The 25,779-nt window shown below is 70.9% G+C and carries 39 protein-coding genes and 1 pseudogene; 7 read left to right on the top strand and 33 right to left on the bottom strand.

Annotated elements, in window-relative coordinates:
• Positions 1–192: 192 nt before the first annotated feature.
• From BL253_RS28450 to BL253_RS44880, 5 genes are all read left to right on the top strand, one after another.
• Positions 193–2,268, top strand: coding sequence for a sensor histidine kinase (locus tag BL253_RS28450; RefSeq protein ID WP_076820387.1), 2,076 nt, complete (start codon positions 193–195; stop codon positions 2,266–2,268).
• Positions 2,265–2,951 carry a response regulator transcription factor gene (locus BL253_RS28445; RefSeq protein ID WP_076820386.1) on the top strand — a complete coding sequence of 229 codons (687 nt, stop codon included), beginning with the start codon at positions 2,265–2,267 and terminating at the stop codon, positions 2,949–2,951. The genes BL253_RS28450 and BL253_RS28445 overlap by 4 nt, the downstream gene beginning before the upstream one ends.
• Positions 2,952–3,426: 475 nt before the next feature.
• Positions 3,427–4,263 carry an SAM-dependent methyltransferase gene (locus BL253_RS28440; protein ID WP_076820385.1) on the top strand — a complete coding sequence of 279 codons (837 nt, stop codon included), beginning with the start codon at positions 3,427–3,429 and terminating at the stop codon, positions 4,261–4,263.
• A 493-nt stretch (positions 4,264–4,756) separates the two neighbouring features.
• Positions 4,757–4,903 carry a hypothetical protein gene (locus BL253_RS42515; RefSeq protein ID WP_158230439.1) on the top strand — a complete coding sequence of 49 codons (147 nt, stop codon included), beginning with the start codon at positions 4,757–4,759 and terminating at the stop codon, positions 4,901–4,903.
• 417 nt (positions 4,904–5,320) lie between these two features.
• Entirely contained in the window at positions 5,321–5,446 is a 126-nt protein-coding gene (locus BL253_RS44880; RefSeq protein ID WP_274535260.1) for a hypothetical protein, read from the top strand.
• Between the two features lie 139 nt (positions 5,447–5,585).
• Here the strand turns inward: BL253_RS44880 and BL253_RS28430 are convergent, their stop codons facing one another.
• Positions 5,586–5,924, bottom strand: coding sequence for a helix-turn-helix domain-containing protein (locus tag BL253_RS28430; RefSeq protein WP_241835234.1), 339 nt, complete (start codon positions 5,922–5,924; stop codon positions 5,586–5,588).
• Between the two features lie 229 nt (positions 5,925–6,153).
• Here BL253_RS28430 and BL253_RS28425 point away from each other — a divergent pair, with 229 nt between their 5' ends.
• Positions 6,154–7,191 (top strand): NYN domain-containing protein, encoded by a 1,038-nt coding sequence (locus BL253_RS28425; RefSeq protein ID WP_241835233.1) that lies wholly within the window; start codon positions 6,154–6,156, stop codon positions 7,189–7,191.
• A gap of 118 nt (positions 7,192–7,309) precedes the next feature.
• Here the strand turns inward: BL253_RS28425 and BL253_RS28420 are convergent, their stop codons facing one another.
• From BL253_RS28420 to BL253_RS43045, 3 genes are all read right to left on the bottom strand, one after another.
• Positions 7,310–7,792, bottom strand: a complete 483-nt coding sequence (locus BL253_RS28420) for a hypothetical protein (protein WP_076820382.1) — start codon at positions 7,790–7,792, stop codon at positions 7,310–7,312.
• Between the two features lie 66 nt (positions 7,793–7,858).
• Positions 7,859–8,410, bottom strand: coding sequence for a hypothetical protein (locus tag BL253_RS28415; protein ID WP_076820381.1), 552 nt, complete (start codon positions 8,408–8,410; stop codon positions 7,859–7,861).
• 134 nt (positions 8,411–8,544) lie between these two features.
• Positions 8,545–8,970, bottom strand: a complete 426-nt coding sequence (locus BL253_RS43045; protein ID WP_198946431.1) for a hypothetical protein — start codon at positions 8,968–8,970, stop codon at positions 8,545–8,547.
• 278 nt (positions 8,971–9,248) lie between these two features.
• Here BL253_RS43045 and BL253_RS28405 point away from each other — a divergent pair.
• Positions 9,249–9,518, top strand: a pseudogene (locus BL253_RS28405) (SAM-dependent methyltransferase); the annotation flags it as partial.
• A 139-nt stretch (positions 9,519–9,657) separates the two neighbouring features.
• Here the strand turns inward: BL253_RS28405 and BL253_RS28400 are convergent.
• The 29 genes from BL253_RS28400 to BL253_RS28260 form a co-directional block, all read right to left on the bottom strand.
• Positions 9,658–10,146 (bottom strand): DUF3846 domain-containing protein, encoded by a 489-nt coding sequence (locus BL253_RS28400; RefSeq protein ID WP_131831598.1) that lies wholly within the window; start codon positions 10,144–10,146, stop codon positions 9,658–9,660.
• A gap of 62 nt (positions 10,147–10,208) precedes the next feature.
• On the bottom strand, positions 10,209–10,529 hold the full coding sequence (locus BL253_RS40540; protein WP_076820379.1) for a hypothetical protein: 321 nt from the start codon (positions 10,527–10,529) through the stop codon (positions 10,209–10,211).
• A 17-nt stretch (positions 10,530–10,546) separates the two neighbouring features.
• Positions 10,547–10,963, bottom strand: a complete 417-nt coding sequence (locus tag BL253_RS42510; protein WP_158230438.1) for a hypothetical protein — start codon at positions 10,961–10,963, stop codon at positions 10,547–10,549.
• A gap of 401 nt (positions 10,964–11,364) precedes the next feature.
• Positions 11,365–11,880: a transcriptional regulator gene (locus tag BL253_RS28385; RefSeq protein WP_076820377.1), complete on the bottom strand. Its 516-nt coding sequence runs from the start codon at positions 11,878–11,880 to the stop codon at positions 11,365–11,367.
• Between the two features lie 305 nt (positions 11,881–12,185).
• Complete coding sequence (locus BL253_RS28380) at positions 12,186–13,304, bottom strand: DUF932 domain-containing protein (RefSeq protein ID WP_076820376.1); 1,119 nt, start codon at positions 13,302–13,304, stop codon at positions 12,186–12,188.
• 173 nt (positions 13,305–13,477) lie between these two features.
• Positions 13,478–13,762, bottom strand: coding sequence for a hypothetical protein (locus BL253_RS28375; RefSeq protein WP_076820375.1), 285 nt, complete (start codon positions 13,760–13,762; stop codon positions 13,478–13,480).
• A 44-nt stretch (positions 13,763–13,806) separates the two neighbouring features.
• Positions 13,807–14,235, bottom strand: a complete 429-nt coding sequence (locus tag BL253_RS28370; protein ID WP_076820374.1) for a hypothetical protein — start codon at positions 14,233–14,235, stop codon at positions 13,807–13,809.
• Positions 14,236–14,291: 56 nt separating this feature from the next.
• The gene (locus BL253_RS28365) at positions 14,292–15,203 is read right to left on the bottom strand and encodes an N-6 DNA methylase (protein ID WP_076820373.1); all 912 of its coding nucleotides are present in this window, start codon (positions 15,201–15,203) and stop codon (positions 14,292–14,294) included.
• An 87-nt stretch (positions 15,204–15,290) separates the two neighbouring features.
• Positions 15,291–15,554: a hypothetical protein gene (locus tag BL253_RS28360; RefSeq protein WP_076820372.1), complete on the bottom strand. Its 264-nt coding sequence runs from the start codon at positions 15,552–15,554 to the stop codon at positions 15,291–15,293.
• A 115-nt stretch (positions 15,555–15,669) separates the two neighbouring features.
• The gene (locus tag BL253_RS28355; RefSeq protein ID WP_076820371.1) at positions 15,670–15,975 is read right to left on the bottom strand and encodes a single-stranded DNA-binding protein; all 306 of its coding nucleotides are present in this window, start codon (positions 15,973–15,975) and stop codon (positions 15,670–15,672) included.
• Complete coding sequence (locus tag BL253_RS28350) at positions 15,972–16,298, bottom strand: hypothetical protein (protein WP_076820370.1); 327 nt, start codon at positions 16,296–16,298, stop codon at positions 15,972–15,974. The genes BL253_RS28355 and BL253_RS28350 overlap by 4 nt, the downstream gene beginning before the upstream one ends.
• Before the next feature lies 1 nt (position 16,299).
• Positions 16,300–17,190 (bottom strand): ArdC family protein, encoded by an 891-nt coding sequence (locus BL253_RS28345; protein WP_076820369.1) that lies wholly within the window; start codon positions 17,188–17,190, stop codon positions 16,300–16,302.
• 181 nt (positions 17,191–17,371) lie between these two features.
• A complete protein-coding gene (locus BL253_RS28340; RefSeq protein ID WP_076820368.1) occupies positions 17,372–18,196 on the bottom strand; it encodes a hypothetical protein in 825 nt (274 codons plus the stop codon).
• A gap of 114 nt (positions 18,197–18,310) precedes the next feature.
• On the bottom strand, positions 18,311–18,691 hold the full coding sequence (locus BL253_RS28335; protein WP_096336104.1) for a hypothetical protein: 381 nt from the start codon (positions 18,689–18,691) through the stop codon (positions 18,311–18,313).
• Between the two features lie 62 nt (positions 18,692–18,753).
• A complete protein-coding gene (locus BL253_RS28330; protein WP_076820367.1) occupies positions 18,754–19,194 on the bottom strand; it encodes a hypothetical protein in 441 nt (146 codons plus the stop codon).
• 34 nt (positions 19,195–19,228) lie between these two features.
• Positions 19,229–19,762 (bottom strand): hypothetical protein, encoded by a 534-nt coding sequence (locus tag BL253_RS28325; RefSeq protein WP_076820366.1) that lies wholly within the window; start codon positions 19,760–19,762, stop codon positions 19,229–19,231.
• Positions 19,763–19,989: 227 nt separating this feature from the next.
• Complete coding sequence (locus BL253_RS28320; protein ID WP_076820365.1) at positions 19,990–20,220, bottom strand: hypothetical protein; 231 nt, start codon at positions 20,218–20,220, stop codon at positions 19,990–19,992.
• Positions 20,221–20,326: 106 nt separating this feature from the next.
• Positions 20,327–20,590 (bottom strand): hypothetical protein, encoded by a 264-nt coding sequence (locus tag BL253_RS28315; protein ID WP_076820364.1) that lies wholly within the window; start codon positions 20,588–20,590, stop codon positions 20,327–20,329.
• Between the two features lie 51 nt (positions 20,591–20,641).
• Positions 20,642–21,103 (bottom strand): hypothetical protein, encoded by a 462-nt coding sequence (locus BL253_RS28310; RefSeq protein ID WP_076820363.1) that lies wholly within the window; start codon positions 21,101–21,103, stop codon positions 20,642–20,644.
• Between the two features lie 2 nt (positions 21,104–21,105).
• Entirely contained in the window at positions 21,106–21,519 is a 414-nt protein-coding gene (locus BL253_RS28305) for a hypothetical protein (RefSeq protein WP_076820362.1), read from the bottom strand.
• The gene (locus tag BL253_RS28300; RefSeq protein ID WP_076820361.1) at positions 21,476–21,883 is read right to left on the bottom strand and encodes a hypothetical protein; all 408 of its coding nucleotides are present in this window, start codon (positions 21,881–21,883) and stop codon (positions 21,476–21,478) included. Before BL253_RS28300 ends, BL253_RS28305 begins: the two co-directional genes overlap by 44 nt.
• 46 nt (positions 21,884–21,929) lie before the next feature.
• On the bottom strand, positions 21,930–22,301 hold the full coding sequence (locus BL253_RS28295; RefSeq protein WP_076820360.1) for a hypothetical protein: 372 nt from the start codon (positions 22,299–22,301) through the stop codon (positions 21,930–21,932).
• An 87-nt stretch (positions 22,302–22,388) separates the two neighbouring features.
• A complete protein-coding gene (locus tag BL253_RS28290) occupies positions 22,389–22,721 on the bottom strand; it encodes a hypothetical protein (protein ID WP_076820359.1) in 333 nt (110 codons plus the stop codon).
• Positions 22,722–22,803: 82 nt separating this feature from the next.
• On the bottom strand, positions 22,804–23,166 hold the full coding sequence (locus tag BL253_RS28285) for a hypothetical protein (protein WP_076820358.1): 363 nt from the start codon (positions 23,164–23,166) through the stop codon (positions 22,804–22,806).
• Between the two features lie 86 nt (positions 23,167–23,252).
• Positions 23,253–24,029, bottom strand: a complete 777-nt coding sequence (locus BL253_RS28280) for a hypothetical protein (protein WP_076820357.1) — start codon at positions 24,027–24,029, stop codon at positions 23,253–23,255.
• A 100-nt stretch (positions 24,030–24,129) separates the two neighbouring features.
• Entirely contained in the window at positions 24,130–24,591 is a 462-nt protein-coding gene (locus tag BL253_RS28275) for a hypothetical protein (protein ID WP_076820356.1), read from the bottom strand.
• Between the two features lie 27 nt (positions 24,592–24,618).
• Positions 24,619–24,855 (bottom strand): hypothetical protein, encoded by a 237-nt coding sequence (locus tag BL253_RS28270; RefSeq protein ID WP_076820355.1) that lies wholly within the window; start codon positions 24,853–24,855, stop codon positions 24,619–24,621.
• Between the two features lie 41 nt (positions 24,856–24,896).
• Positions 24,897–25,331 carry a hypothetical protein gene (locus tag BL253_RS28265; RefSeq protein WP_076820354.1) on the bottom strand — a complete coding sequence of 145 codons (435 nt, stop codon included), beginning with the start codon at positions 25,329–25,331 and terminating at the stop codon, positions 24,897–24,899.
• A 100-nt stretch (positions 25,332–25,431) separates the two neighbouring features.
• Entirely contained in the window at positions 25,432–25,644 is a 213-nt protein-coding gene (locus BL253_RS28260) for a hypothetical protein (RefSeq protein ID WP_076820353.1), read from the bottom strand.
• Positions 25,645–25,779: the final 135 nt, after the last annotated feature.

The raw sequence follows: 25,779 nt of genomic DNA, 5'->3' as shown, positions 1-25,779 counted from the left end.
GTGTTCTCCGAAACCGTGTGGAATGGGTTGGCCGTCATCGTGGTCTTTTGCCTGCTGGGTCGCAGCGGCCTACGGGCTGACACGGCTGTTCCCCCACCGGGGGGATGAAGCGGGTGGTTCCGCCGTGTGGGGGAATGCGGGTTCCGTCGTGCGGTGGTATCCCGGTGTCGGTATTGGCCGTACGGTTCGGATGTGGAGAGGACCGCGACCGGGCGGGACGGGCGGCCGGCGTTCTCGCCAGGCGGTGCCGCGGCCCTGGACCTGGCGAGGTCCAGCGGATGGCAGAGCCGGCACCAGTTGCTGGACGTAGTGCTCGCCCTCGCGCTGACCGCGGTGACGGTGGCCAGCCTGCTGACGCCCCACCCCTCGGTCACCTACAGCCAGCCCGACCCGAACGGCTGGCTGGTATTGCTCGCGCTGGCCGCGGGCCTGCCRCTGGCGGTKCGGCGGCGCTGGCCGGTCACCGTCATGGTGGTGGCGCTGGCCGCAAACACGGCGATCGTGTGGCACGGCTGGGACCCGGACCTGGTCAGCGTCTGCCTGCTGTTCGGGCTGTACGCGGTCGCCGCGTGGCGCTCCGTCTGGGTCTCGCTGTGCTGTCTGGTCGTGATCTACGCCGCCATGGGCACGGTGGGCATGCTGCGCGCACCACCGTCGTACGACGAGCCGGCCCTGCCCGATAGTTTGATCTTCGTCGTCGCCTGGTCGCTTGGCTTGTACGTGCGCCGGTGGCGGCGGGGGCAGGGGGCTGCGGTCGCGCGTGCCTTTGAGGCCGAGCGGACCCGGACCGTGGTGGCCGAGCGGGCGGTGTTCGCGGAGCGGCTGCGGATCGTCCGGGAGCTGCACGACGTCGTCTCGCACACGCTGTCGATGATCGCGGTGCAGTCGGGGACCGCCCGGCACCTGACCGGTGCCCATCCCGAGCGGGCGGCACCGGCGCTGGCCGCTATCGAGGACGCCAGCCGCACCGCGCTGAACGACCTTCGCCGCATGCTCGGTGTGCTCAGGGCCGACCCGCCGGGAAGCCCGACCAGCGCGGGCCCGGTGCCGGACGGATCACCACCTGACCAGGTGGATCTTGGTTGGCTGGGCCGGGCGTGGCTGCTGGATCTGCTGTTCGGGCTGGCACTGACCGCGGTGACCGTCAGCAGTGCCCTGACCAAGGACCCGACCGGCGGCTACGACTACCCGGCGCCGAACGGCTGGCTGGTCCTGCTCGCGCTGGTCGCAAGCCTGCCGCTGGCCGTCCGCCGACGATGGCCGGCGCTCGTGCTGGTCGTCGTCTTGGCCGCCACCAGCGTGATTATCGGGCTGGGGTGGAACAAGGGCGCGACTCCCCAGTGCCTGACGGTCGCGCTCTACAGCGCCGCTGCGTGGCGGCGCCGGCGGGTCGCGGCGGCCTGCCTGATCCTCGCCTACGCGGCTATGGGCGTGCTGGCACTCCTACGCGCCCCGTACTACGACAGTCCGCTGGCGCTGGTCAGCGCTGCCGCCTTCACCGCGTTCTGGTCGATCGGCCGGTACATCAGGCACCGCCGGCTGGCCCAACGGGCGGCACTTGCCCGAGCGGTGCAGGCCGAGCACGACCGGGCGCTGGCGGCGGAGCGGGCAGTACTCGCCGAACGGCTGCGCGTCGCTCGCGACCTGCACGACGTGGTCTCGCACACACTGTCGGTCATCGCCGTGCAGTCCGCGGTCGCCCGCCACCTCTTCGACACCCACCCTGAGAAAGCCGCCCCCGCGCTCACCGCGATCGAGGACGCCAGCCGCGGCGCACTCGACGACCTGCGCCAGATGCTCGGCGTCCTCGACGACCCCGCACAGCACCAGGCCGCGGCCAGCCTGGTACCGACCCCCGGGCTGGCGGAGCTGGAGCTCCTGGCCTCCACGCACCGCGCCGCCTACGGCCCCGTCGAGCTGACCGTGGAATCATCCGTGCGATCCGCGCCCGACAGCCTGCGGCTGACCGTCTACCGGCTCGTGCAGGAAGCACTGACCAACGCCCGCAAACACGCCCCGGGTGCCCCCGTCCGGGTGACCATACAGGCGACCGGAGACGACATCGTGGTGCAGGTCGACGACGACGGACCGCGCCCCGCGCCGCCCGACACCCGGCCCGCCGCCCCGCCCGGTTACGGGCTCACCGGCATGCGCGAGCGGGTGGCGATGTTCAGCGGAAGCCTGCGGGCCGGGCCGCGCCCGGACGGCGGCTTCCGGGTCCACGCCACCCTGCGCGGCGCCCCCGAATACGCCGAGACCCCACGATGACGGCACTTCGGGTGGCAGTCGCCGACGACCAGGAGCTGGTCCGGGCAGGCTTCGTCTCCCTACTCGCGGCCACCCCCGACATGCAGGTCGTCGGCGAGGCCGGCCACGGCGAACAGGCCGTGCGCATCGTGCGCGCCACCCGTCCCGACGTCGTCCTGATGGACATCCGCATGCCAGTCCTCGACGGCATCGAAGCCACCCGCCGCATCACCACCGACCCCGCCTGCGCCGGAACCAAAGTCGTCGTGCTCACCACCTTCGGCATGGACGAATACGTCTTCGGCGCACTACGCGCCGGCGCGATCGGCTTCCTGCTCAAAGACACCCCACCCGCCGAACTGCTCCGCGCCGTCCGCGCCGCCGCCGACGGCGACTCCCTGCTCTCCCCACCCATCACCCGCCGCCTCGTCGAAATCTTCGCCACCACCCCACCAGCCACGGCGGCCCCCACCCGCAACCTGCCCGACCTCACCAGCCGGGAGACCGACGTGCTCGCCCTCGTCGCCCAGGGCCTGTCCAACACCGACATCGCCCGACGCCTCTACATCGGCCCAGCCACCGTCAAGACCTACATCAGCCGACTACTTGCCAAACTCGACGTCACCACACGCGTCCACCTCGTGATCCACGCCTACGAATCCGGCCTCGTCGCCCCCAACCCACATACCAGGACAGCCGAATAGCAGGGCAGGTGCACCCTGTGCGGGCTCCAGAACCGGCTCGGGCGGGCCTCCAGGCTCCGAAGRAAATGACAGACCAGCGAGAAACGGCACTGGGACAGATCGCCGAGAAAACCGTAAACACCCAGGTCGTCGCGACGCCAAAGGACAAGCGAGATGAGAACCTACAGATTTATGGGTTCTCGCCTTCCTGATACGGCGGCTGCGGCGGCCGGACCGTCCGCCGCCGGACCGCAGGCAGCGCGAGGCGAGGTGGCGTCCACCATCGTGTGGGCTCCCCGCTCACCGTCTGTCGCTCTGGCCGTAGGAGGTCCCTGTCCTCGGGACCACTGGGCGAGTGTTGGGTTTCGTCCGATAGCGTCACCMAGCGCGGGCGGTTGACTGCTTCGACGGACTCTTTGCCGATACTGTCGACGCGTCCCGCTTGCCCACCGCGGTCACGGGGACCGGTCGGGCTTGGCGCTCGGACAGGGGGACGATGACGAACTGGGACTTCACGTCCGTCGCGCCTGAGGACACAGCGGGCAGCCAGCCTGCGGACCTGCGCACGGACCAGCCGACGCCGGCACGCATGTACGACTACTTCCTCGGCGGCAAGGACAACTTCCAGGTCGACCGGGAAGCCGCGGCCAAGGTCGACGCCGCGCTCGGCCGGACGGTGACCCACGACGTCGTCTGGGAGAACCGCCGGTTTCTACAGCGGGCGACCCGGTGGCTCGCCGGCRCGGGCATCGACCAGTTCCTCGACATCGGCACCGGCCTGCCCACCCAGGGCAACGTCCATGAGATCGCCCAGCAGGTCGTCACCGCTCCGCACGTGGTCTACGTCGACAACGACCCGATCGTTCTGGCTCATGGGCGCGCGCTGCTCGCCGACGACCACACCACCACGATCATCACCGCGGACGCGCGGGACCCGGCGGGCATTCTCACCCACCCGGAGCTGACCGCGCTGCTCGACTTCTCCCGGCCCGTCGCGGTGCTCCTGGTAGCCCTGTTCCACTTCATCCAGGACAGCGAGGACCCCGCCGGTCTACTCGCCCAGTTCCTGGACGCGGTCCCCGCCGGCTCCTACCTGGTCCTGTCCCACCTGACGACCGACGGGCCGCCCGCCGAGGGCGTCGCCCGCACCGAGGCGGCGTACCGCACCGCMACCTCGCCCATGACGTTCCGGCCGCGCGCCATGATCGCGAGCTTCTTCGACGGCCTGGAACTCGTCGAGCCCGGCCTCGTCCGGCCCTGGCAGTGGCACCCCGACGACGACGAGAGCCCCCGCACCGAGTGGCTGTACGGCGGAGTCGCCCGCAAGCCCTGATCCGAACCCCCAGCCCCTCATAGGGGTCCTTGGGCTTTCTTTCCGGACTTCACACGACGGGGTCACGGCAGCATGCTGGCCGCGTGGTCGGCGCCTGGCCGTGGCCGAGGTGATGGCCGCTGTTGGTGCGATTCCGCCGGTCACGCGGAGACCGGTCCTGCCGCGTGGCCTCAGTCCGGGGTCGGTGCTGTTATCCGCGTCGATCTATTCACACCAAACGCAACGTCTGGGGCCTTGGAGCATCGAGCTCGCGCTCGCCCAGCGCCCTCAGCGCACGCACGCTAGCGTGGTTCTCGGACTCATTAGAGCAACCTTGCGGGCTCGTCACCGAGGCGGGGCCCAGCCCGGAGCCCGCTCGCGGCGCTAGCAGGGCGACCTGGCCGTCTGGGTCGTGGCGCTGTCGTATCCCTGGGCATCGCCTGGCCGTGCCGTACACGGCCAGGTGCGTCGGTCTCGTGACGTCACCGGGACGTGAGGATGCAGGGAGTGCGTGATGGGCAAGTCGACACCGATGGATCACGAGGCCGCTGATCGGATCAGCGAGGCAGCGTGGCGTGAGCCGTGCTCGGACACCGCGCAGAGTGGTTTCGACGTGCGGGCGCAGGAGGCGGCCGACCGCAACGAGCAGGACGACGAGTAGGCCCGGAGAGGCTGCACGTGGCGGCCGAACCGCTCAGCGATGAACGGGTCGCCACGCGGTTGCCCTGACGTCTGTGGCCCACCGGCAGGCACTCTGCCGGCGGGCCACCGCTCCGTATCAGGCTCGCCTTCGACGGATTCACGATCTTCACGCGCGGCGGATCATGGGCAGCGCTCACTCGGCAGCGCGGCACACTGGTCGTGTGCCGCCGCGGGTGTATCGACCGGACCACACCGCCGATCTTCGCCGTCGCGTCGTGACGATGTCGATCGTCGGCGCCGCCGGCCTCGTCGTCGCCGCCGTAGCAGCCGGGATCACCGCGCGGTCGTTAGCTGGGCCAGCGACTCGCGGCATGCCCTGGTGGCCGCGGCGTGGATCACAGACGTGGTACTCGCCGGTGTGGCGACCGTGGACCTGATGATCACAGTCGTTGCCTGGGGTGTCTACCGGCGCCGGCGCGCTGAGCTTGACGCCGCGGGCGCTGAGGCCGTCGGTGAGTTCCACGCGCACCTCACCGTTGCTCGCCGCGACGACACCGACTGACGCATTCGGTCTGCGGGGGCCGGCCGTCACGACCCCAGGCAGCGGGTAAGCCTGCGGGCCGTACCCGAGCGTTGGGCATGGACCTTCGTGGGGCACGAGCCGGCCGGTGTCCCTGCGCGACTCATTTCGGGGGGGTTCGCTACTCGGGTGGGGTCGCCAGGTGCCCGGCGATGGCCGCGACGTGGCCCTCGATGCGGCGCAACACGGTAAGGATGTCGGCCGGCCCGGTGCTGGCCGACACGTCTCCGCCCGCGGGTGGAGCCACGGAGTGGGGCTCGGGGTTGACATCGGCTGGCGGCCTCTGGAGGAGGATCTGGAGGAGGTGGCGCTCGGGCCATCCAAGCGCCCGGGAGACCGCGGCGAGGGTGGCGTCGGTCGTGCGGCGCTGGCCGGTGCCGTGTTGAAGGACGCGCAGCGTGGCGACGGAGACGTCCGCCCGTCGGGCGAGTTCGGTCTGGGTGATCCGGAGGGTGGTCATGCGGCTGTTCAGGGCCGCCGCGACGGCCTGCCAGTCTTCTCGGGCGCCGTGGGCTGCACGGCCGCGGGTCCGGTGGGGACTGCGGGGGTCAGAAGGGGTTGTCATGGTGGCCTGCCTGGGTGTGGACAGTGGCGTCGAACGGTCGTGGCCTGGGTCGCGGACTTTCGGGTGGCGTCGACTTCTGATCGCGGACCGCGACGGGAGCCGGTCTGGCGGTCCGGGAGGTGGGATGCGGTTGACGGGCGGGAGCCCGGCCGACGGTGAGGGCCGGAGCCGGGTGCGGGGCCTGCTGGCTGTGGGTTCGCCGCTGGCCGTGACGCGGCTGGCGCACGGGTGGCTGCGAGACGGGATGGCGGCGCTCGCGATCCCACGGCCGCGCAGGGGTATGCCGCCCCTCGGTGGGCAGCCGCCCGCGCCACGGGCGCCGGCCGCTGCGTCCGGTGCGGTGGACGGTGTGGGCGTGGGCCGGGCGCGGTTGGCGGTGCTCATCGACGCCGACAACGCGCAGGCATCACTCGTCGAACACGTGCTCGCCGAGGTCGCGACGTTCGGCACCGCCCACGTCCGGCGTGCCTACGGCGACTGGACCAGCACCCATCTGCGTAGCTGGAAGGACCAGCTGCTCGCCCACTCGATCCAGCCGATCCAGCAGTTCGCCCACATCAGCGGGAAGAACGCCACGGATGCGGCGATGGTGATCGACGCGATGGACCTGCTTTACGGCGCCGAACTGGACGGCTTCTGCTTGATCTCTTCCGACAGCGACTTCACCAGGTTGGCGTCCCGGCTGCGGGAGTCCGGCCGGATCGTCTACGGCTTCGGGGAACGCAAGACCCCGCGGTCGTTCGTCGCGGCCTGCGACACCTTCGTCTACGTCGAGAACCTGGCACCAGCAGCACCGGCGCCGGCCGCGTCACCGTCCGCCCGGCCGGCCGAGGCCGCGCCCGCCGGTGACGTCACGACAGTTGCTGCGCGCCAGCCGGTCCCCGGCTCCCGCCTTCGCGGTGACACGAAGCTGGTGACCAGGCTGCGCGACGCCGTCGAGGAGGCGTCCGACGACGACGGCTGGGCCAGCCAGTCGAAGGCCGCCACCATCATCCGCCGGCGGGTCCCGGACTTCGACCCCCGCGACTACGGCTACCGGAAACTGGGCGAGCTGATCGCCGCGATCGAGCTGTTCGAGATCGAGCGCCGCCCCAACAGCGTGGGCACACCGATCCTCGTCTACCTGCGTGACAAGCGCCGCCGCCGCTCCCCCGCCGGTTAGGCCGCCCGCAGTGGGCGATCCGGCCACAAGGCCGCGGCGGGGCCCTCGCCAGATCTGGCGGCCGGCCAACGGCGTGGCTCGGCAGTAGACATTTCGCACGGGCCGGCGGGCGCTTTGCTCAGCTGTCGGTGAGCTGGCGCAGGAGGCGAACGCCGGGCATGCGGGTCTCGGCGCGCATCGGCACGTCGAAGATCTCCGGCTCGTCGAAGACGGGCTGTCCGCCCGGGCGGCGGGTGTAGGGGGCGAAGCCGAAGTCGGCGCCGTCGGTGGTGTCGTAGGCGGTCCAGGCGATGGTCTCCTGCTCGCCGGGGCGCAGTGGGTGGTTGGAGACTGCCCGGCCGTCGTAGATGCCGGGTTCGGTCTCGATGAGGACCTGGGGGACGGCGAAGGCGAACCGGCGCAGGTTCAGGGCGTGGGCGTGTTCGGCGGCCTTGTGCTCGAACGCGGCGGCGGTGTCCTGGTCGCGCTGGTAGTCGTAGTCGGACAGGATCTGGCGGCGCTCGCCATCGAGGATGACGATCGCGGGGGCCTGCTTGAGGCCGATCGCGCGCTGGACGCGGCCGACGACGTCGGTGACCAGCGTCCAGGTGTCGTCGTTCATGCCGCGTGTCCTTCGCGTCGGGGGGCAGGGTGAGGCAGTTTGGGAGCAGGCCGGTGGGCGGGCGATTTAGCGCTGCTCCGGGTTGCCTTCTCGCCGCAGGTCGGSGCCTAGGTGCAGGGTCTCGTCGAGGATCTCGCGCAGCAGCGCCATCCCGGGAAACTTCCGCGACGGGTTCACCGGGACGGTCACGGTAAACTTCTCGTCGCCGTCGAGGCCGAAGGTGTAGGTACCGTCCGGGTTGCGGGTGTAGAGCGCCATCCCGGTGGTGACGCCTTCCTCGATGTCGTAGAGCGTGTAGGCGATCACGTCGTACTCATCGAGGTCGTCGCGCAGCGGCCCGGTCAGGGGCGAGCGCAGGCGCATCGACTCGTCACCGACGAGCGGAAGCGGCGTGACGATCATCGGCACGGCGATGATCAGCCGGYGCAGGTCGATGCTGGCGACCTCGCGTGCCAGTTGCTGCTCGTACTTGACGGGGTCGCGCAGGTAGTCGGCGAAGCGGTGCTCGCGGGTGGGTTGGCCTTCCAGAACCGCGAGGGCGGGCTGGTCGCCGGCGCGCAGCGCGTCCTGGACCTGGCCGATGGTCGTGTCCAGCAGGAAGTGGGACTCGATGTTCATCGAGGCGTCCTGTTCGGTCGGGTCGGGTGTCGTGTCTGGGACCGGGTGGTTCCAGTCTGGTCTGGCGGGTAGCGGCCCGTCCCGGAGAAGAGGGCCGCTACCCGCGCGGCCTGGCCGGACCCGGTCCGTGCGCGTCACAGTCGTCTGATGTTGTCGCGGGTGGTGGTCACTGTGCCGTCGCGCCCGAGGTCGACGACGTACCGCTCGCCGTCGATCGTCGCGATCTGGCCGAACCTCCAGATGTGGCCGTCGCCGACCCGTACCCGCACCGGCGTGCGGAGGGTCAGTCTGTCCTGCTCGTATTCCATGATTGTCTGTCCTTTCACGCGGCGCGGGGGTCGGAGGGTGAGATCGGCGAAGTCGAGCTGGCCGACGATCTGGCGGGTCGGCCACGCGACGAGCCGGCCGCAGCGCAGGCAGCAGTAGCGGCCACGCCAGCGGATCGAGGTCGTCGTGGCCTCGCGGCGTCCGATCACCGGGACGAACCCGTCACGGTCCGGGGTGTTGTCACACCGGCACAGCCAGGTGTCGTCGCCGCGGCGGGCGATGAATTCAGGCACAGCAAGCACACCTTTCTCCCGGCAAGGGGCTGGGAAAGTTGGCAGGGAAGGGGCAGCGCGAGCGCGCATCCGGCTCGGTGGACCTGGGGCATATGAGCCGGTGCGCGGCGACGTGGCCGCGGCGCCTGCTCTGGCCGCGGCGTCGCCAGCGGCAGGTGAGGACCAGGCCGGTGCTCTGGAGGGCGGCATGCACAGCCACCGGCCGGCAGGGGCCTTCGACCCCGTCGGCTACCTGGCCGGCGTCCCTGGGCGGTGGGATCGCATAATCGGAGCCGGTCGCCCTGTCCCTGATCGGGATCTTCCATGTCGTCGAGGATCGCGACGACCCTTACGGGCTGGTCAGCGCCTACCTCGACGCGCTGCCGTCAGGCAGCTACCTGGCGTTGAGCCAGTTCACCGCCGATCTGACACCCGAGGAGGCCGCGCGGGCGGCCGAGGTCTACCACCGCGGCGGCCTGCCCGCCGTCGCCCGCAGCCGCGACCAGTTCGCCCGGTTCTTCGATGGCCTGGAGCTCATCGAGCCCGGTGTCGCGCTGGTGCACCGCTGACGGCCCGACCCGGCCGACACCGTGGACGCGCCCACCGATGTCGAGGTCAGCGTGTACGGCGCCCTCGGGCGGAAACCCTGACCGGTCCGGCCCCGGCCGGGTCGCCGCCGTCGAGCCCATGTCGCCGGCCGGTGAGGGCTCACTGGCGGGGGATGACGCGGGCATCCAGGGTGTGCGGGTTGTTGAGGGCGAGCAGGGCGGTGGCGTAGGCGTCGAACGGCTCGCCGTAGACCGTGGGCACGGTCTGCGAGACAGTGATCCACCGGTCGGGCCGGCGGTGTGACCGGGTCTGCACCCGGGCCGGTACGGCGCCGGTGAGGAGCGCGACCAGGTCGGCAGGAGCGTCGGTATCGAAGGCACCGGTGAGGAAGGCGCCCCCGGCGATGTCGTGGTGGCCGCGTAGCTCGGGGGCGTACATCCAGGTCAGCAGGGTGGCCCGCCCATTGGGCGGCAGGCCGAAGTCCTTGCCGTGCAGGTTGACGTAGAGCCTCGACGCCGCGCCGGACAGGGTGACCGGTTGGATCAGGCCGCCGACGAGGGCTTGGGCGGCGCGCGGGTCGGTCTCGTCGTGGTCGAGGACGCGGACCGGCAGCAGCGGGTCCGTGGGCAGCACTATCGCTTTGATCATGGCGGGCTGGCTTTCGGGTGGACGGCCCTGCCGGGTCTCGGCAAGTCCGTCAGGGTCCTGGGTCAGGATTGGTCGGTCTGGCGGTCGGGGGTGACCGGCCGGGTCCAGTGGCCGGTGCGCGGGTCCCAGACGGCTTCGCTGTAGAGGCGGTTGAGGTCGGGAAACTCCTGGAGCGGGGCGGGCATCATCCAGCCGAACGCGCGGCACTCGGCCTCACCGGGATAGGTGCCGGTCCACGGGTCGTCGCCGTGGTCGTGCGGCTGGTCGCAGCCGACGCGTTGCAGCCCGGTCTGGCGGCAGCGGGCGACGTCGCAGTCGGGGTGGTGGCGCCGGCCGGGAAGCGCCTCGCAGCCAGGGCACGGCGGTGCGGGCGGGGTGGACATCGGATGGCCCTTCGGGGTCAGGGGGCGTCGGTGACGTCAGGCCGCTCGGTCGGATTCGCCGCTGCGGGTTCCGCACGGTCACACGACGCCTCGGTCCGCGTGTGCTCGTCGTGGGCCGGGATGGGACCGCGCGCTGCGACGCGCCAGGGGACGGGGTGGCCGTGCTCAGGGTGGGCGCAGTCGGACCGGTCGACCCCGGTCAGGTCGCCGTAGACGTGGCCGTCGTCGACGTAGATCTCGAACGGTGGGGCGTCGGCGGCGAGGTGGAGGGTGACGGCGGTGTCGATGTGGATCAGCAGGGTGCCGGCCTCGTCGAGGGAGGCGCTGATCCTTAGCGGCATGTGGACGTTGCCGGGTTCCCAACTGGACATGGGGTGCGGCGGGACGGCCTCGAACACCTCGACGGTGCCGAAGCTGACGGACGTGTCAGGCATGACGGTCTCCTTACGCAGATCGAACAGAACGGCCGGATGGGGTTTGGCTGGCCCGCGCATGGCGGCGCGCCCGCGTGCCGAGAGTGGATATCGGGCCGCGCGGGACGGCCAGCTGAATCGGTGGGGAAAGCCCTCCCTGTTCGTCGCGCCGGTGCGTCGCCACGTGTTCGCTCGTCCGCCCGGATGGGCTCGCGCAGCACGGGCCTGGCCACTGGCATGCGCCGGCAGGCGACATCCCTGTCTCGGTCATCCGGGTGTGGCGGCTGGAGTTCGTCGAGCCGTTCTCGTGCCGGCGCGCTCGGCGCCGAGTTCGGTGTGTGCAGCGCCGTGCCCCCACCGTGGACGGTGCGGCACGGCGCTGCCGGTGGCCGACCTCTGATCACGTTGCCGGCATGCGCGGATCAGGCGGCGTCGGGGAGGTTCTCGATGTCGCTTGTGGGGTCGAGGGCCTTCCATTGCCGGAGCAGGTCGATCAGCTGGTCGGGGGTGCGGTCGTAGAGGGTGGCAAGGGTGCGCAGATCTCCGTGGCGGATCGAGAGAACCCGGCCCGCGTAGTCGCCGCGTTCCCGTTGGATCTCGGCGACCCAGCGGCGTAGCGGTCCGGCATCCTCGGCGGGCGCATGGGCCAGGGCGGGCAGGTTGAGCACAACGCGGGCGGTGCGCGCCGGGAGCGGGTCGGGTCGCCCGCCGGGCAGCAGATCAGCCACAGGGACGCCGTAGAACGCGGCGAGCGCGGCGAGGTTCTCGACGCTGATCATGCGGTCGCCGCGTTCGTAGGAGCCGACCGCCGCGACCTTCCACCGGCCTCGGGACAGGGTCTCGACCTGCTGGAGAGAACGGCCCTGCTGGGTGCGGATGGTGCGAAGTCGGGTGCCTACCTCGCAGGCGTAGGCACGGTTTTCGCTGGTCGTGGGCATGCTTCCTCCCGGCGGATGGGCGGGGGCGGTGCGAGGGTGCAGGGACCCACGCGGGCAAGGGGGCTTCACGCGGGCTGGGTGCGACATGAGACCCGCAGCAAGCGATGGGTCCGCTAGCTAGTCCGGCCGCCCGGCAGCGACCGTCAAGGCGAGCGGCGCGGCAGGCCGCGAGGCCCGCTGGATGCGGCTGTGTAGATTTCCGCCTTCCCCGCGGGGCAGTCGCGCCCAGGGGGTCGGTTCGCCGGTGGCGGGACGGACCCGACGCCGGTCCCGGATCTACGGGTCCGGGGCCGGCGTCGGTGTGGTCAGTGGCGGGTGAGCAGCATCAGCCTGCGGTGCGCGGTGTCCTTGACCTCGTCGTCGACACCGTCCAGGAGGCGGGCGCCTCGGGCCGCCAGCTCGTTGCCCTTCAGCACCCCGCTGGGCCGGATCGTGGCGTAGTGGTCGACGTAGTCGGTGACGGCGCGTTCCGCGGCGTAGGCGGTGCGCCCGACCCGGTCGGACTCCTGGGCGAACAGGTCCACCACGACCTCGGCGCGCTCGGCGGCGCGGCGGCGGGTCAGCGGGGACGCGTCGTCGTCAACGGGCCACAGCCCGTCGATCAGTGCACGGACCTCGGCGATCGTGGCCTCGGTCTGCGCGAGGAGGGTCTCCTCGTCGGCGAACTGCTGGTAGTACCRGCGAGACAGACCAAGCGAGCGGCGGGCCTCGTCCATCCGGTCGGCCGCGTTGGTGGTGTGGCGCACCGTCCACTTCGTGTAGGCGTCGCGGACGGCGAACCGCTCGGTGTTCGCGCAGACCGGCCGCCAGGGCGTGACGACCACGGTGAACGGGGTCGATCCGTCGTGGGAGTTCAGCGCGGCGACGAACGGGATGATCTCGTCGTTGATGMCGTCGGCGTCGACGACGACGCTGTCGGGCAGGCGCAGCGAGACGAAGGTCCGCCGGCCGCCGCGTAGCGCCCCGGCCGACTCGAACACGACGTGGTAGTTGTCGACGAGGTTTTGGAGGAACTCGAACGAGGCCCGGTTCTGCAACGGGTTGTAGACCTTCCCGACGACGCCGAGCGCGGCGCCGGTGTCCTCGCGGACGGTGACGAACCTGTCCTCGACGGTCCGGGACCCGTCCCGCCACAGGTAGTGGACCGGGCGCAGGGAGACCTCCCAGTCGATGTGGGCGAGGCGCAGCACCTCGTCGACGTCGCAGGTGCCGCCGGGGACGACGGTGCCTAGGCCGTGCCAGGCTGGGGTGGTGGTGTAGAGCGCGGCCTGCCCGGAGGTCGTGTCCAGGCCCTCCTGTCCGAGGACCTCGCTCTTGTCGGCGAACACCCACGACCCGTCGTCGCGGCGGGCCGCTCCGCCGCGCTCGATCACCGCGCGGCGCTGGTCGAACAACTGCTCGTTGACATCGACGACAGTGGACATGGAAGTTCCTTCCTTTCGATCCATACAGGACGTGGCGCAGAAACCGCTGACCTCACAGGTCACGGCTCCCCTACACAGCCGGTAGGGGCAGGCATGGCGTACGGGCGCGCAGGCGGCGGATGGCGCGGATGGCCGACCCGTGAGCCCTCAGCGGCTGGGGTGGGAGCGTGGGATCAGGCGTCGGTGTTGATCGGCATGACCAGATGGCGGAACGCCGCCGGATCGGCCAGTTCGTCGGGCGTCGCCGTGAGCAGCACCGGCTTGGCGACGTCCGCATGCAGGTGCAAGGCGATCGTCGGACTGGTGAAGCTGTCGATCGCATCGAGCAGGTAGCCCGGCTTGAACACCCAGGGCCTCGGCACGTCGAGGCCGGCTACCTCGGCGGGCACCTCGGGTGCGGCGACCTGCTCCGGGCGGTCGGTGAACCAGGGAGCGACGACGATCGCACCGGGGTGCACCGTGACCGTGGCCAGCGCCTGGCCGTGCCGGGCCGCCTGATGGGTCAGGGCGTGCGCGGTGCCGGTCGGCTGAGGGCATCGGCGCGGACGCGGACGAGGCGCACGATGGTCAGTACGGTCGCCCGGGTGCGGTCGAGGGGCGGGTGGAGGATGTCGCGGTCGTAGGCGCCGAGCAGCAGCCCTGCCGTGACGGTGTCGACGGCCTGCTCGGCAGCGTTGACGGCGGGTCGGTGTCCGTTCGTGGCGGGGGTCCAGCCAGCTGGCGGGACCACGACGCCCGGCTGTGGGTCCGGTGGTACGCGGAAGATCAGGGTGACGTGGGTGGGGTCGCCGTGGTGGTCGACGTAGAAGGCGCCGTCGGGCAGGTCGGCGAGGGCGGTGCCGATCGCGGCGCCGTCCGCAGCCGGGCGGACGGTCAGGTGGATGGTGTCGGGCCGGGGACGGCGGACCGACACGAGCGGCTCCGTGGACATAGGAAAGGTCCAATCGCGCTTTCCGGGCATGGGCGGCCCGGCCAGGGGTGGTGAGGTCAGGGCAGGTCGCTGTCTGTTCGGTCGAGGCGGCGCAGGAGCGCGAGCGCACGTGTGGCCTGCTGGACGCGGCCGGCGACGGCGACGGTTTCGGCGCGTTCGCGGAGGGCGCGGTCCTGCCAGTCGTCGGCCAGGACGTCCCCGTGGCCGATCAGGACCTGCGGCCCGAGATCCCAGATGATCACGTTGACGGCGAGGGTGGCGAGCGCGAGTTCGTCGAGGTCGAGCGCGACCCAGCGGATGGTGCGCGGATCGCCGCCGGCGTCGCGGATCGCTTGGGCGGCGGCGCGCAGCAGCCCGCCGGTGCCGGCGGTGGGCTCGAACACCCGCTCGCCGGCCTGCGGCATGCCGCCGTCGAACCGGGCGAGGAGGTCGGCGACGTCGGGTGGGGTGTAGTACTGGCCGCGTGCCGCGCGGGCGCCGCGGGTCCGTAGCACCGACAGCAGCGGGCCGAACAGGTCGATGTCGTAGCGGGCCGCGTCGAGCAGCTCGTGTAGCCCGGCCCGCAGCGTCGCGTCCACGACGCGGCGCACGGCGCGCAGCAGGTCGCGGTCGGGGGCGGGGTCGGTGAACCACGGCGCGGCCAGTAGCGCGACCCGAGGGAACAGGTCGGGGCGGACGTGGGCGAACAGCTGCCAGGTCGCGCGCAGAAACCCGAGCAGCCCGTCATCGTCGGTGTCGGTCAGCTGGGTGGCGACCCAGGCGCGTTCGTCGGCGTTGTCGGGGGTGCGCACCGCGAGGGCCGCGACGACCGACAGCGGGATCTCGATCCGGTCGCTGGCGGAGGCGGTGTGCCATGCCTGGTCGACGGCCTCGGCGATCCGATGGGCCTGCGCGAGCGCGCCGGCCGGCGTGGTGGGCCGGGGCCGGGCCGGGCCGGCTGCCCGGACGGGGCGTGATGATGCGCCCATCGCGATCTCCTTTCACAGGGCGGGAAACACGGGAGCGCCCCCGCCACCGGCAGGTGTGGCGGGGGCGCTCGCAGGGAGAGGGTGCGGTCAGGTGGGGCGGCGGGTGAGGTGGTGGATGGGGGCGGCCCGACTGGTGGTCATCGCCGCGCTCGCCAAGGTCAGGAGCGTTTCGGCGACCTCGCGGGGCGCGAGGGTGCGTAGCCGGATGTCGGCGTACTCGGCCGTGTAGGGACCCTCGATGCGCAGCATCAGTCGCAGGGAGGGTTTGAGGAGGTCGGCGACGATCCACCACTTGTCGTCGCCGGCCGGGTACAGCTCCAACTCGAAGCGGGGCGCGATGATGCGAGACACAGGAACCTCACAGGGAGAGGCGGACACGCCGCGTTCCGCGGACGGAGCACCGGGGCGTGACCCGAAGGAACCGGGGGGCGTCCGACCGCGCGTGCGGCGAAATCTCGCCGACGGGCTACCGGGCGGACAGCGGCACGCCGAGGTCGCTGGCGACGATCGCTGTCTGTCCGTCGCAGGACCGCAGCCCGCCGATGACCATGACCCGGCTGGCGGCGTGCAGCGTCCGGGCGGCTCGCTCGGCGAGCAGCCCGTGGGCGAGGACCGGCACGACGACGGCCTCACCGTTGATCCACCGGTCCTCGGACCGGTCGTAGACCCGTGGGACGTGGACGACGGTGAAGCGGACGGCGGTGCCGCCGTGCTGGTCGGTGACGGTGACCGGGTCGTCGGCCAGCCGGCCGCGCAGCGCCGCGGTACTCACCGAACCTCCCCGAAGATCGCCTGATCGGCGTAGGTGAGCAGGCCGGGCAGGTCCGTGTCCCAGCCTTCGGACCGGCTATCGGGGAGGTTCCGGCCGCCGTCGGTGATCAGGTAGAACCAGACGCCGATGTCGGCTGGGCCGTCGTCCTCGTCGTCGTTCTCCTCACCGCTGGACCCCACCGTGAAGTTGATCTCCACGGTGGTGGTCGGGCTGGTCTTGCGCAGGACCTCGAACCCCTCGCCGTGGTCGACGACGGTCCAGCCGGCGGGAAGCTGGTCGGGCAGGTCGATCGCGACGCCGGTGTGCCGGTCGACGGTCCGCATGTCAGCCGTCCTCGGTAAAGGTGGTGCCGAGGATGTGGTCGGCGGCGCGCTGGGCCTGGGCGGCGGCCTGAACGATCAGCTTGCTGTCCTCGCGCAGCACGTCGAGCCAGGAACGCAGGTAGGCGGCGCTGTTCTCGACGAGCGCCTTCTGGTTGATGCCGGCGATGGCGCACAGCAGGGCCGCGCCCATCTCGGCGACGAGTTCCTCTTTCGAGTAGACCGCGTCGCCGAACCGGCCGAACGAGCCCGTCCGGATGCCGTCCCGGTCGAGACGGGACTCGTGCCCGGTCGAGTGGGTCAGTTCGTGGAACAGAGTGGCGTAGTACGCCTCGGCCGAGTCGAACGCGTCGATCGGCGGCATCGTCACCCGGTCCACCGCCCCGGGCTCGTAATATGCCGCCTCACCGGTCCGGATCGCCGGGCCGTCCTGGTAGCCGTCGGCGATGGTCTCGGCGGCGGCGATGCGTTCGACGTCGGGCCGCTCCAGGGCGGCGTAGGTGGGTTCGGTGCCGTCTGCCCAGTCGGCCTGGTCGGCGTTGAACACCCGGTAGTAGCGCAGCAGGAAGCGGCGCTCGTCCTGCTCGTCGTCGGTCTTCGCCTTGTGCAGGTAGGACTTCCAGAAGACGACCAGGGTGGAGTGCTCGCCCTTGCGGACGGCCCCACCCCGCTCGTTGATCTTCTTGAGGGTGCCCCACCACGGCGAGCGGTAGCCGTTCGCGAGCGCGGTCAGCCCGAGCAGGAACGGGTTCACGCCCCGGTAGGGCTTCCCCGTCGCCAACGACAGGGGGACGCCGACCTCGACATTCCAGGGCTGATGCCACGGGACCGTGCCGTTTTCCAGAGCGTTGACGACCGTGTCGGTGACGATCTCGTACACGTTCTGCCGCGTCACCTCACTACACCTCCTTGTGGTTTCCAGCTCGATGCGCGGGCAGCCGGCTAGGGCCGCCCGCGCAGCCGGAGAGCTGTTCGTACGTGCGGGGATATCGGTGATCTGCCGGCATGTGGGCATGGCGATGCCCCGACGGCTGGTCGGGACGGGTGGCCGCCGGGGAAGGGCCTGCGCGGTGTTGTCAGAAGCGGTAGTCGGTGGCGTTGCCATTGACGTCGACCACGAGGGCGGTGCCCTTCGGGCGGCCGGTGTTCTCCAGGTAGACGTAGACCGACGGCTCGGTCTCGCCGTCGGCGTCCTCGCCGTCGTCCTCGTCGGCGACCAGCCGGAAGAGGATCTTCACGCCGTCGATCTCCAGCACGTACATGTCGCTGGCGTCGTTCGTGTCGGGCGCGGCGCCGTAGACGCGGATGAGGGCGTCGCGCACGGCGTGGACGGTCGGCCGGGGCGGGCTGACCTGCTGGCGACCCGCGCCGGGCGGGCGGACCTCACCTGGATAGACCTGGAAGCGGTCGCCCGGCTCGACGACCCCTTTGCCGATCTTCGGGTTGGCCGCCGGTTCGCCGGTGTAGGAGACGACCAGCATCGGGTCGTCACCGGAGTCGGTCGGGCCGGCGGCGTCGACCTCACCCGGATACCAGGTCCGCTCGAGGAGGAACTCGACGCGGCTGCCCGGTACCAGCGCGGCGAACTGGCCGGCGGTCAGCGCGCCCGGCAGGCTCGCGGGGTCGTCGTGGTCGTGGACATGGGTCGGCGTGTCGGTCAGCCAGGTGAGGAACGCCGCGAGCTGGCCGGCGGGCTCGGCCGCGGCGACGGGGATCTCGGCGTAGGCGTCGAGCCCCTCGGCCACGACGGTCGGCGGACCGACCTCGACGTCGGGATGCTCCCGCTTCCAGGCGTTGACCGCGAACGTCACACTGTCGCGGCTGGCGACCTCGACGATGTCCTCGCGGGAGTCGAGGCGGGTCAGCCGCGCGTGGACCACGTAGTAGCTGTCGGGCGGCATGGATACCTCCGCATCCGTTCAGGGAAGGTGCGGGCGCGGCCCGACGCTCGCGTCAGGCCGCGCCCGATCGGTCCGGCCGGGGCCGGGGTTGAGTGCATCGGGCTCCCGGTCTCGTCAGGGCGTCACGGTTGCCGCTGGCCGGGGTAGGGCGGGTAGCTGGCGGAAGCAGATGGTGACGCTGTCGGCGTTGGCGGTGACGGCCCATTCGTCGAGCAGTTCCACGATCTGGTCGCGGACGGTGTCCTCCTGCTCGTCGGTGACCTCCTCGTCCTCGTCGGTGTTGACCGCGATCAGCCGGCCGCGCGGCTCGCCCAGCTCGTCGGCGTAGACCTCGACATCCAGGTCGGTCGCGGCCGGGCAGACCGCACGGGTCTCGCCTTCGATGAGGTCTTCCAGGACGGCCCGCAGCTCGTCGCGGGCATCCAGGAACGCGTCGTGGACCTGCTCCCGGCGCCGCTGCGCCCGTGCGTAGGGCGTCTCGGCCCACCGGCCCACCGCCGCTGTCCACAGGCGACGACCCAGCCACGTCCATGCACGCCTCGCGCCGGCGGCGCGCATCACTGATCTCCATGGGCAACGCCGGTGACCGGGGCGGTAGCCGGCGGGGACGCTTCGCTGGCGGCGTCGGCGGGCGGCGTGTCCGCCAGATCCACGTACAGCGGTTCGCCGGTGGTGTCGGCCTGGCGCAGCGCGGCGAGGGTCTGCTCCGCGAACGCCCGCAGGCCCTTGCGGGAGTACCGGGCCACGGGCTCGCGGCGGTGCCACACCGGGTCGTTCATGCCGTACTTCGTGATCCCAATGCCGTGGTCGGTCTCGGTCTCGTTGCGCAGCTCGGCGTAGTACTCCTTGCTGCTGCCGAAGTGACGGATCGTCAGGTTGACCAGCAGCGTCCCCGGGGTTCGGGCCTCCTCGACCCGGCGCACGGTCCACTGGTAGGTGAGGCGCCGGTCGGCGTCATTGACGAACAGCTTCGGTTCGCGGTCGGCGATGAGACTCATCGCTGTCGTTTCCTTTCTCCTCGTCCCGCCCGGGTTACGGGCGCGGGGTGGTGCTGGGTGTTTCACGGAGGTGGCCGTCGTCGGTATAGGCGAAGGTCCGTAGCCGCAAGTAGGGTGTCGGCCGAAACAGCGGCATCCCGTCGACGACGTACGCGGCGAAACCCCGGCAGATCCACATCACCCACCGGTCCGGCTTCTCCTCCGTGCCGGTCGTCGGCAGGACCCCGGTGGATCGACGGTCCGTTAGCCGGCGCATGTCGCGGCGCGAGAGATGCGGACACATTTCGGTGGACGCCTCGGCACAGGATTCATGCATCGGCGGATCGTGGTAGGCACCGGCCTCGACCGCACCCGGGCCGCCGAGAAACGCGACCAGCGAGTCCAGCGGGTTTCCGCAGATACCGCAACGGCCCTCGGCCGCGAGGCGCAACGCCTCACGGCCATCGACGGTGGAGAAGTCCGGTCCCCCGTCCGGGTGGCGCGCGGTGACCGCCGGAATGGGCAATCCCCGATGCCGGTCGATGGGCAGCGACCGCATCAGGTCTGGGAGTTCACGGGCAGGGTCCACTCCCACTCCTTTCTCACAAGGAATCGAACAGACTTCCCGGGCAGGAGGCGGCGGGCCGCCGTCTAAAGGGAAACCGGCGCACGCGGCATCAGCGGCCCGTTCCGCGCAGCGGGCAGCGCTATCCGCGCTGCTCCCTGCCCGGCGACGGCCCCGTCGGCACGCGGCGCGATGTCGTCTGGTCCGTTTCTGCCGGCAGCGGGGCCAGAGATCGGCCGTGGGCGATGTGATCAGCCGACGTAGGTGGCGTTTCGCGCTCGCGCGAGCGCTTGAAGTGCCTCCATCTCCGTGTCGTACCACAGGATAGGCGAGCATCGTTGGCCGTCAGTCGAGCGGACGGTGGCCAGACGGCCGGTGTCGATGATTTCGCCTGTCTCGATGGTCTCGCCATCCTGGCGAACCTCGTAGCCGTAGTTACGGAAACCAGGAAGGACGGTTCTGTGGACGGTTCGATACGTCATTAACGGTCCTTTCGCGAACGCGGGGAACCGGCCATGGCGGTGTCGCTGCCGCCTGCCCCGGTCGGCGGACGGAGATTCGACCGGGGCAGGTCGGAGCGTCGTGCAACTACCGGCGGGCCTTACGCCAGATATCGGCTTTCTCACGCATCCAGTCGAGGGCCGAATCCCAACCAGGAATGTCGTACAAGCCGTCGAAACCGTCGAAGCCGTCCTGGTCGCTGTGAAGCAGCCCGACGTGGAACTCACCTGGCCGGGTACTTTCGGCGACCACGGCCCACAGCGGCGCGTAAATACCCGCGCGAGGAATGTAGATACCGGCTACCACGGGGCCGCCGAAAAACCGTGCGGGCAGGGGAAATTCAGGTGTCATCGCTGTTCGTCCCTTCGCGGGAGGAATCCAGAACCCCGGGCCGCCGGGGCGTCAGCGGTCCGCGGTGGGTCGTGGGCGCCAGACGGGCCGGCCATCGTCGTCGACCCATTCCAGGCCGAGCGCGTCGGCCCAGACCGCACAGCTGTGGCAGGGGCGCGGGCAGCGGGCACAGCCGCCGCGTTGCAGAGCGTCGCGCCAGTGCCGCTCGACCCCGGCCCGCGAGACCCGGCCATAGGTCCAGGTGTCGATCTCCTGGGTCAGCCGGTCGCGCAGCGCGGACAGGATGCGCACGACCCGATCCGGGTCGTAGCCGGGCATCGAATGATCACCGATCCCGGCGGCACGTAGCGCTTCGTACCGCTCACCGTGGCCGCCGGTCAGCGGGGCCAGCAACGCGGCGGCGTCGAGACGATCGTCGTCGGTCGGCGGGCCGCCCCGATTGACCGGCCGTCGCCGCAGCTCGTCGAGGTCAGCCGCCGCGCTGGCCGCGCGGCGCCGTGGCGGGCGGCCCATCGTCAGCTCCCGGCCGCATCGGCGACCGCGGCAACCACCGGTGCCGAGGCGGCGGCGGGTGGCGGGTCGAAGCGGATCAGGTAGCCGTGTTCGTAGTCGTCGCTGATGGCGCCGTCGACGGCGGCCAAGTTGGCGACCTCGTCACAGATCTCGCCCCACTCCGGCGGGGCGCTTTCCGGGGCGACGTGAATGGTCCTGTTGTCGGCGAGCAGGACCCCTTCAGCCGAGGCGGTCGGGTAGTCCTCCCAGACGACGTCGCACAGCACCGCGACCGCGCTCGGCCAGGTCTGGTGGACCAGCGCCGCGAGCCCACCGTCGCTGGTGATCCGGCGCCGCAGCTCGCCGTTGATCGCGGACAGGGCCTCGCCGAGGTCAGTCTCGTCGGCAGTCGGGAGCATGGACAGGTCGAACAGCATGGGCCTGCCTCCTTCGGATGGTGGACGTGGTGCGTGGAAGTTGAAGGAGCCGGTTGTCGGCGTGGAAGTGGCCGGTGTCGCCGATGCGGAGCAGGTCGGCTCGGATCTGCGCGGCGAGCTGTTCGACGGCAGGGTCGCCGTCTCGGTCGGCGAGGACAGCGGTCAGGGTGCACACCACATCCAGCTGATGATCACTGTCGACGCCGATCTCGGTCGCGTCGCGGAAGGCGCCGACGCGGCGGACGTCGCGGGCGATCCGGGTCGCGAGCAGGGAGACAAGCCGGTCGGTGGTCTGGGAATGGGCGGACGCGGTCCGGCGGTAGTCGGCGTCGGCTGCCGCGATCGCGGCGTCAAGGTCGTCCATGGCGGTACGTCGCTTCGGGTGATGGCCGCACGCGGCGGCGGGCAGGTCAGGTGGTGGGCAGGGGCACCCATTCGGTCGGTGGGGTGGGGTTGGCCTGTTCGGTGTGGATCAGCTCGCGGATCTGTCCGTGCAGGTAGTCGTCGGGGTCCGCGAGGGCGGGGTCGTCGGCCCAGACGATCGAGTCGACCAGCGACGTCGTGTCGACGACCACCCCGCCCAAGACGTCGGTCGTGTAGCGACGGCCGCAGCGCGGGCACTCGACGACGGTGCACAGCAGGTAGGCCGTCCAGGTTCCGTCGGCGAAGTGGCGGCGTTCCTCGGCGATGATCTCCGGGTCGCCGACCGGTGTGGCGTAGTAGTCGCGGTCTTCGGCGATGTGCACGCCGACCCGGGGCGGGCCGGCGGAGGGCGCGGTCATGGGCGGCTCCAGTACGGGAAGGGGTGCGGAGTGATGGCCGTGCCCCGGGCGCGGTGGCCGGTCCACGGGCGGGCGGGCGGCGGGCGATCAGGCAGCCGGATGCGCAAGAGAGACGATCTCCCAGGCCCACTCGTAGGCGCCGATGTAGTAGAGGCCGTCCGGGGCGGGCTCGACGACGGTCGTGGAGTTCGATTGGCCGCTGTGGACCGAGACGGTGTCGTCGTTGCCGATCGTGATCGTGTCGATCTCGTCGGCGGGTACKGTCGCGGCCAGTGCGGCGGTCTCGGCCGCCAGCTGGCGGACCTGGCTGGCGGTGAAACCGGGAACCGCCCAGCCGTTCCACCGCTCGTCGGTGGCCGGGACCTCGTACTGGCTGTAGACGCCGCTGATGGTGACGTACATGGTTGCGGCGGGTGTCATGGCGTGTCCCCAAACGTGAGCACCATGGACCTACCGGCCGGGCCTGTGGCCGGCCCCGGCCACAGGTCAGCCGGTCAGCTGGTCAGCCGGTGGGCAGGCAGCAGGTCAGCGGGACGCCGGGTAGGTCGAAGCTGGTGGCCTCGGTGGGCACGACGAAGCGGGACTGCGAGGCGTAGCGCAGCCGATCGGTGGAGTCGGCATCGAGCGTGACCGTCGCGTGCTTGCCGTCGATCCGGGCGATCTGACCGGTTAGCTCGTTGAGGTACTTCGGCCTGATGCCGGCGATCCTGACGGCGGCGCCGGTCGTCAGGGTGGCGGTCCGGATCGAGCCCAACGCGGCCCGACGCTGCTTCATCGCGCCGGCGAGCCGGGTCAGGTCGTCGTCGGTCGCGTGGGAGAGCACGAAGTTGGTCGCGCTCTGAAGGGTCGGAATGCTCTCGGGCATGCGGCGGCCTACCTTCCTTCAGTGGGTGGGGAACAGACGCGGGCCGGTAAGCCGGCCCGCGACAAACGGGGTTGTCAGCCGGGGAATCAGCCGACGGTGAAGCTGACCCGGCCGGACACGCACAGCGGCTCCGGGCACATCACCGTCGTGCCGTCGTGGCGGCGCGCGTCGTTGTAGTCGAAGTCGGCGTGTGCCCGGTTGGCGCGGAAGATCCACGACCCGTCGTCGGCGTACCAGTCGGCGCCGCAGCTGTCGCACACGGCATGGCAGGTGAACACGTCGGACTCGTCGCGGATCGCGTAGATCAGCGCATCGGTGTCCAGCTCGGGCGGGCCGGCGTACACCAGCCCGACGTCACGCAACCGGTAGTCCCCGACCGCGCCACGGACGTACACACCGGGCCAGATCACCCCGGGGCGGGTGACGATGTCCCAGGAGTCGGGCGGACCGAGCAGCGCGCGGCGCCACCGGTAGACGACCCCGACGGTATGGAACGGCCGCAGCACCCGGATCGCGGTCAGGCTGCGGCCCTCGTCGAGATAGCTGGCACTCGACGTCTCGTCGGCGAGGTCGTGCACCGTGAGGTAGCCGAGCCGCTCCAGCTCCCGCATGCCGTCCGCGATGGCCAGGCAGACCGGCCCGTCCGCGTCTGCGGGCGAGACATCCCCGTGGTCGATCTTGGTGAGGGCGTCAGCCACGAACAGGCTGGTATCCGGGTCATGGCCGCCAGGCTGGCGGATCATCTGGAGCACGGTCGCCAGCGCGGGCGCGTCGGCGACCCGAACGCTGCTGAGAATCTTGGTGACGGTGTCCTGCGCGTCGACCGACAGCTCATGACGGTCGACGCGCGTCTCAACATCCACGGCGTCACTCCTTCTGTCCGGCCCGCCCGGTCACAGCGGGTAGGCAGGCTGACGCCGTCCCCGGACCGAAGGGTCCGGGGACGGCGGGTGCGGGAGGGGGTCAGCTGCCGATCAGGTAGGTGCCGTCGCGCAGCGGCGTGAGCGGTCCGTGCCCGCCCGGAGCGTCCGGGTGCGGTACGTCGAGCAGCAGCCGACCGGCGAGCACGCTCTCGGCGTCGTCGGGTATCCGGCGCGCGGCGAGCGCGAACGACTTGGTCCCGACGCGGAGGTAGACCGTTACGGAGTCCTGCGACTCGTCGGCGTGGACGCGGACGTGGTTGCACCAGCTCAGCGGCACCGCCGCCGGCACATGCCCCCCGCCTTTCCCCTCGTTGTCGGGGTCGGCGTCCGGGCAGTCCGCGCCGCCGCATTCATCCAGCCAGTGGCCGTCGGCGGTCTCGGACAGCGCGTTGCCGCAGCTGGAGCACCGGTAGGTCGTGTCGTCGCCGCCGATCTCGACGGTGACGCTTTCGTCGTCGTCCACGGTGTCGACGGTCCGGCCGTCGACCAGCACCGAGAACATCGCCCTTTGCGCCTCCTTCAGGTCGGGTCAGGTGTCGGTGAAGATCCGCCCGTGGTCGTCGCGGTGGAAACCGGCCTCGCCGAGCGTGATCGGGAAGCTGAACGGCCGGCCGTCGTCGTCGAGCAGCTGCACCGCGGGCGACCGTCCGTCCGGTGCCTGGATCTCGCAGCGCATCCGGTGGCCCGCGACCCGCAGGTACATGCACACCTCCGAGTACGGCAGCACCACGCTGCGGGTCTCACCCGGAGCCACATAGCTGATCACTTTGGATTCCCTTCTGCTCGGCTCCGACTGGGCGGGCGTGCTCAGAGCACGTCGACCGTCCAGCTGTCGCAGTCGTCGGCCTGGCCGGACACCTGAAGCTCGATGTCGCCCAGCAGCCGGGCCTGTTCGTGGAGTCGGTCGCCTTCCGGGCCGAAGCCGCAGTCCCACAGGCCCGTCCCGGCGCGCTGGCGTGACAGCACGTACTCGGCGCCCAGCTCCTCCGGCGTCGGCGCCTTGTCGCCGAGACGGCACGCGAGACTGAACAGGTCACCGATGCCGCCAACCAGGAATTCGCGGATGTCGTCGACCGGCGCGCCGTCGAGGAACTCGATCTCGGTTCCGTCGAAACCGCTGCCGTACAGGTTCACGGTCTGATCGGGCGCCCACTCGACGACCGCCGACCTGATCAGCCCACGCCAGACCCCCAACTGGAAACGCGTCAGAAAGTCCGGCGAGACAGTGTCACGGACAGACACAGTTCTTGTCCTTTCTCCGTCCTTTTCTGTCCGGTCGCGACCGGACGGTGCGGACGGGAGGCACACCCACCTGAGCGGGTGTGCCTCCCGTCCGTGCCGGTCAGTCGGACGACGCGGGGTCGCCGCTTCGCAGGCACGCGTCGACCACGTCCCGCCCGAAGATCGCCACCGCCATCAGGACGTGGATGAGCAGGACCTCAACGGAGACGAGCAACAGCAACTCCAGAAAGCACAGAAGCGCAGCCACCCCCAAGTGGTGGCGCCCGTCTCGCGCCGACAGGTTGGACGCGAGGTTGGAACCGAAGCGACGCATAGAAACCCTCCGATCAGACCGACAAGTACCGAAGCGGCTAGCTCCTGAGTGCGAGGACCCTTCACCCTGATACGTCCACCGGAACACCCCAACCCTCCGGGCCGGAGCATTCAGAAGACCGCACCAGGACACGAG

Origin of the sequence: Pseudofrankia asymbiotica (assembly GCF_001983105.1) — a bacterium.
GTDB lineage: Bacteria > Actinomycetota > Actinomycetes > Frankiales > Frankiaceae > Pseudofrankia > Pseudofrankia asymbiotica.
This window is presented reverse-complemented; position numbering and strand designations above follow the sequence as displayed.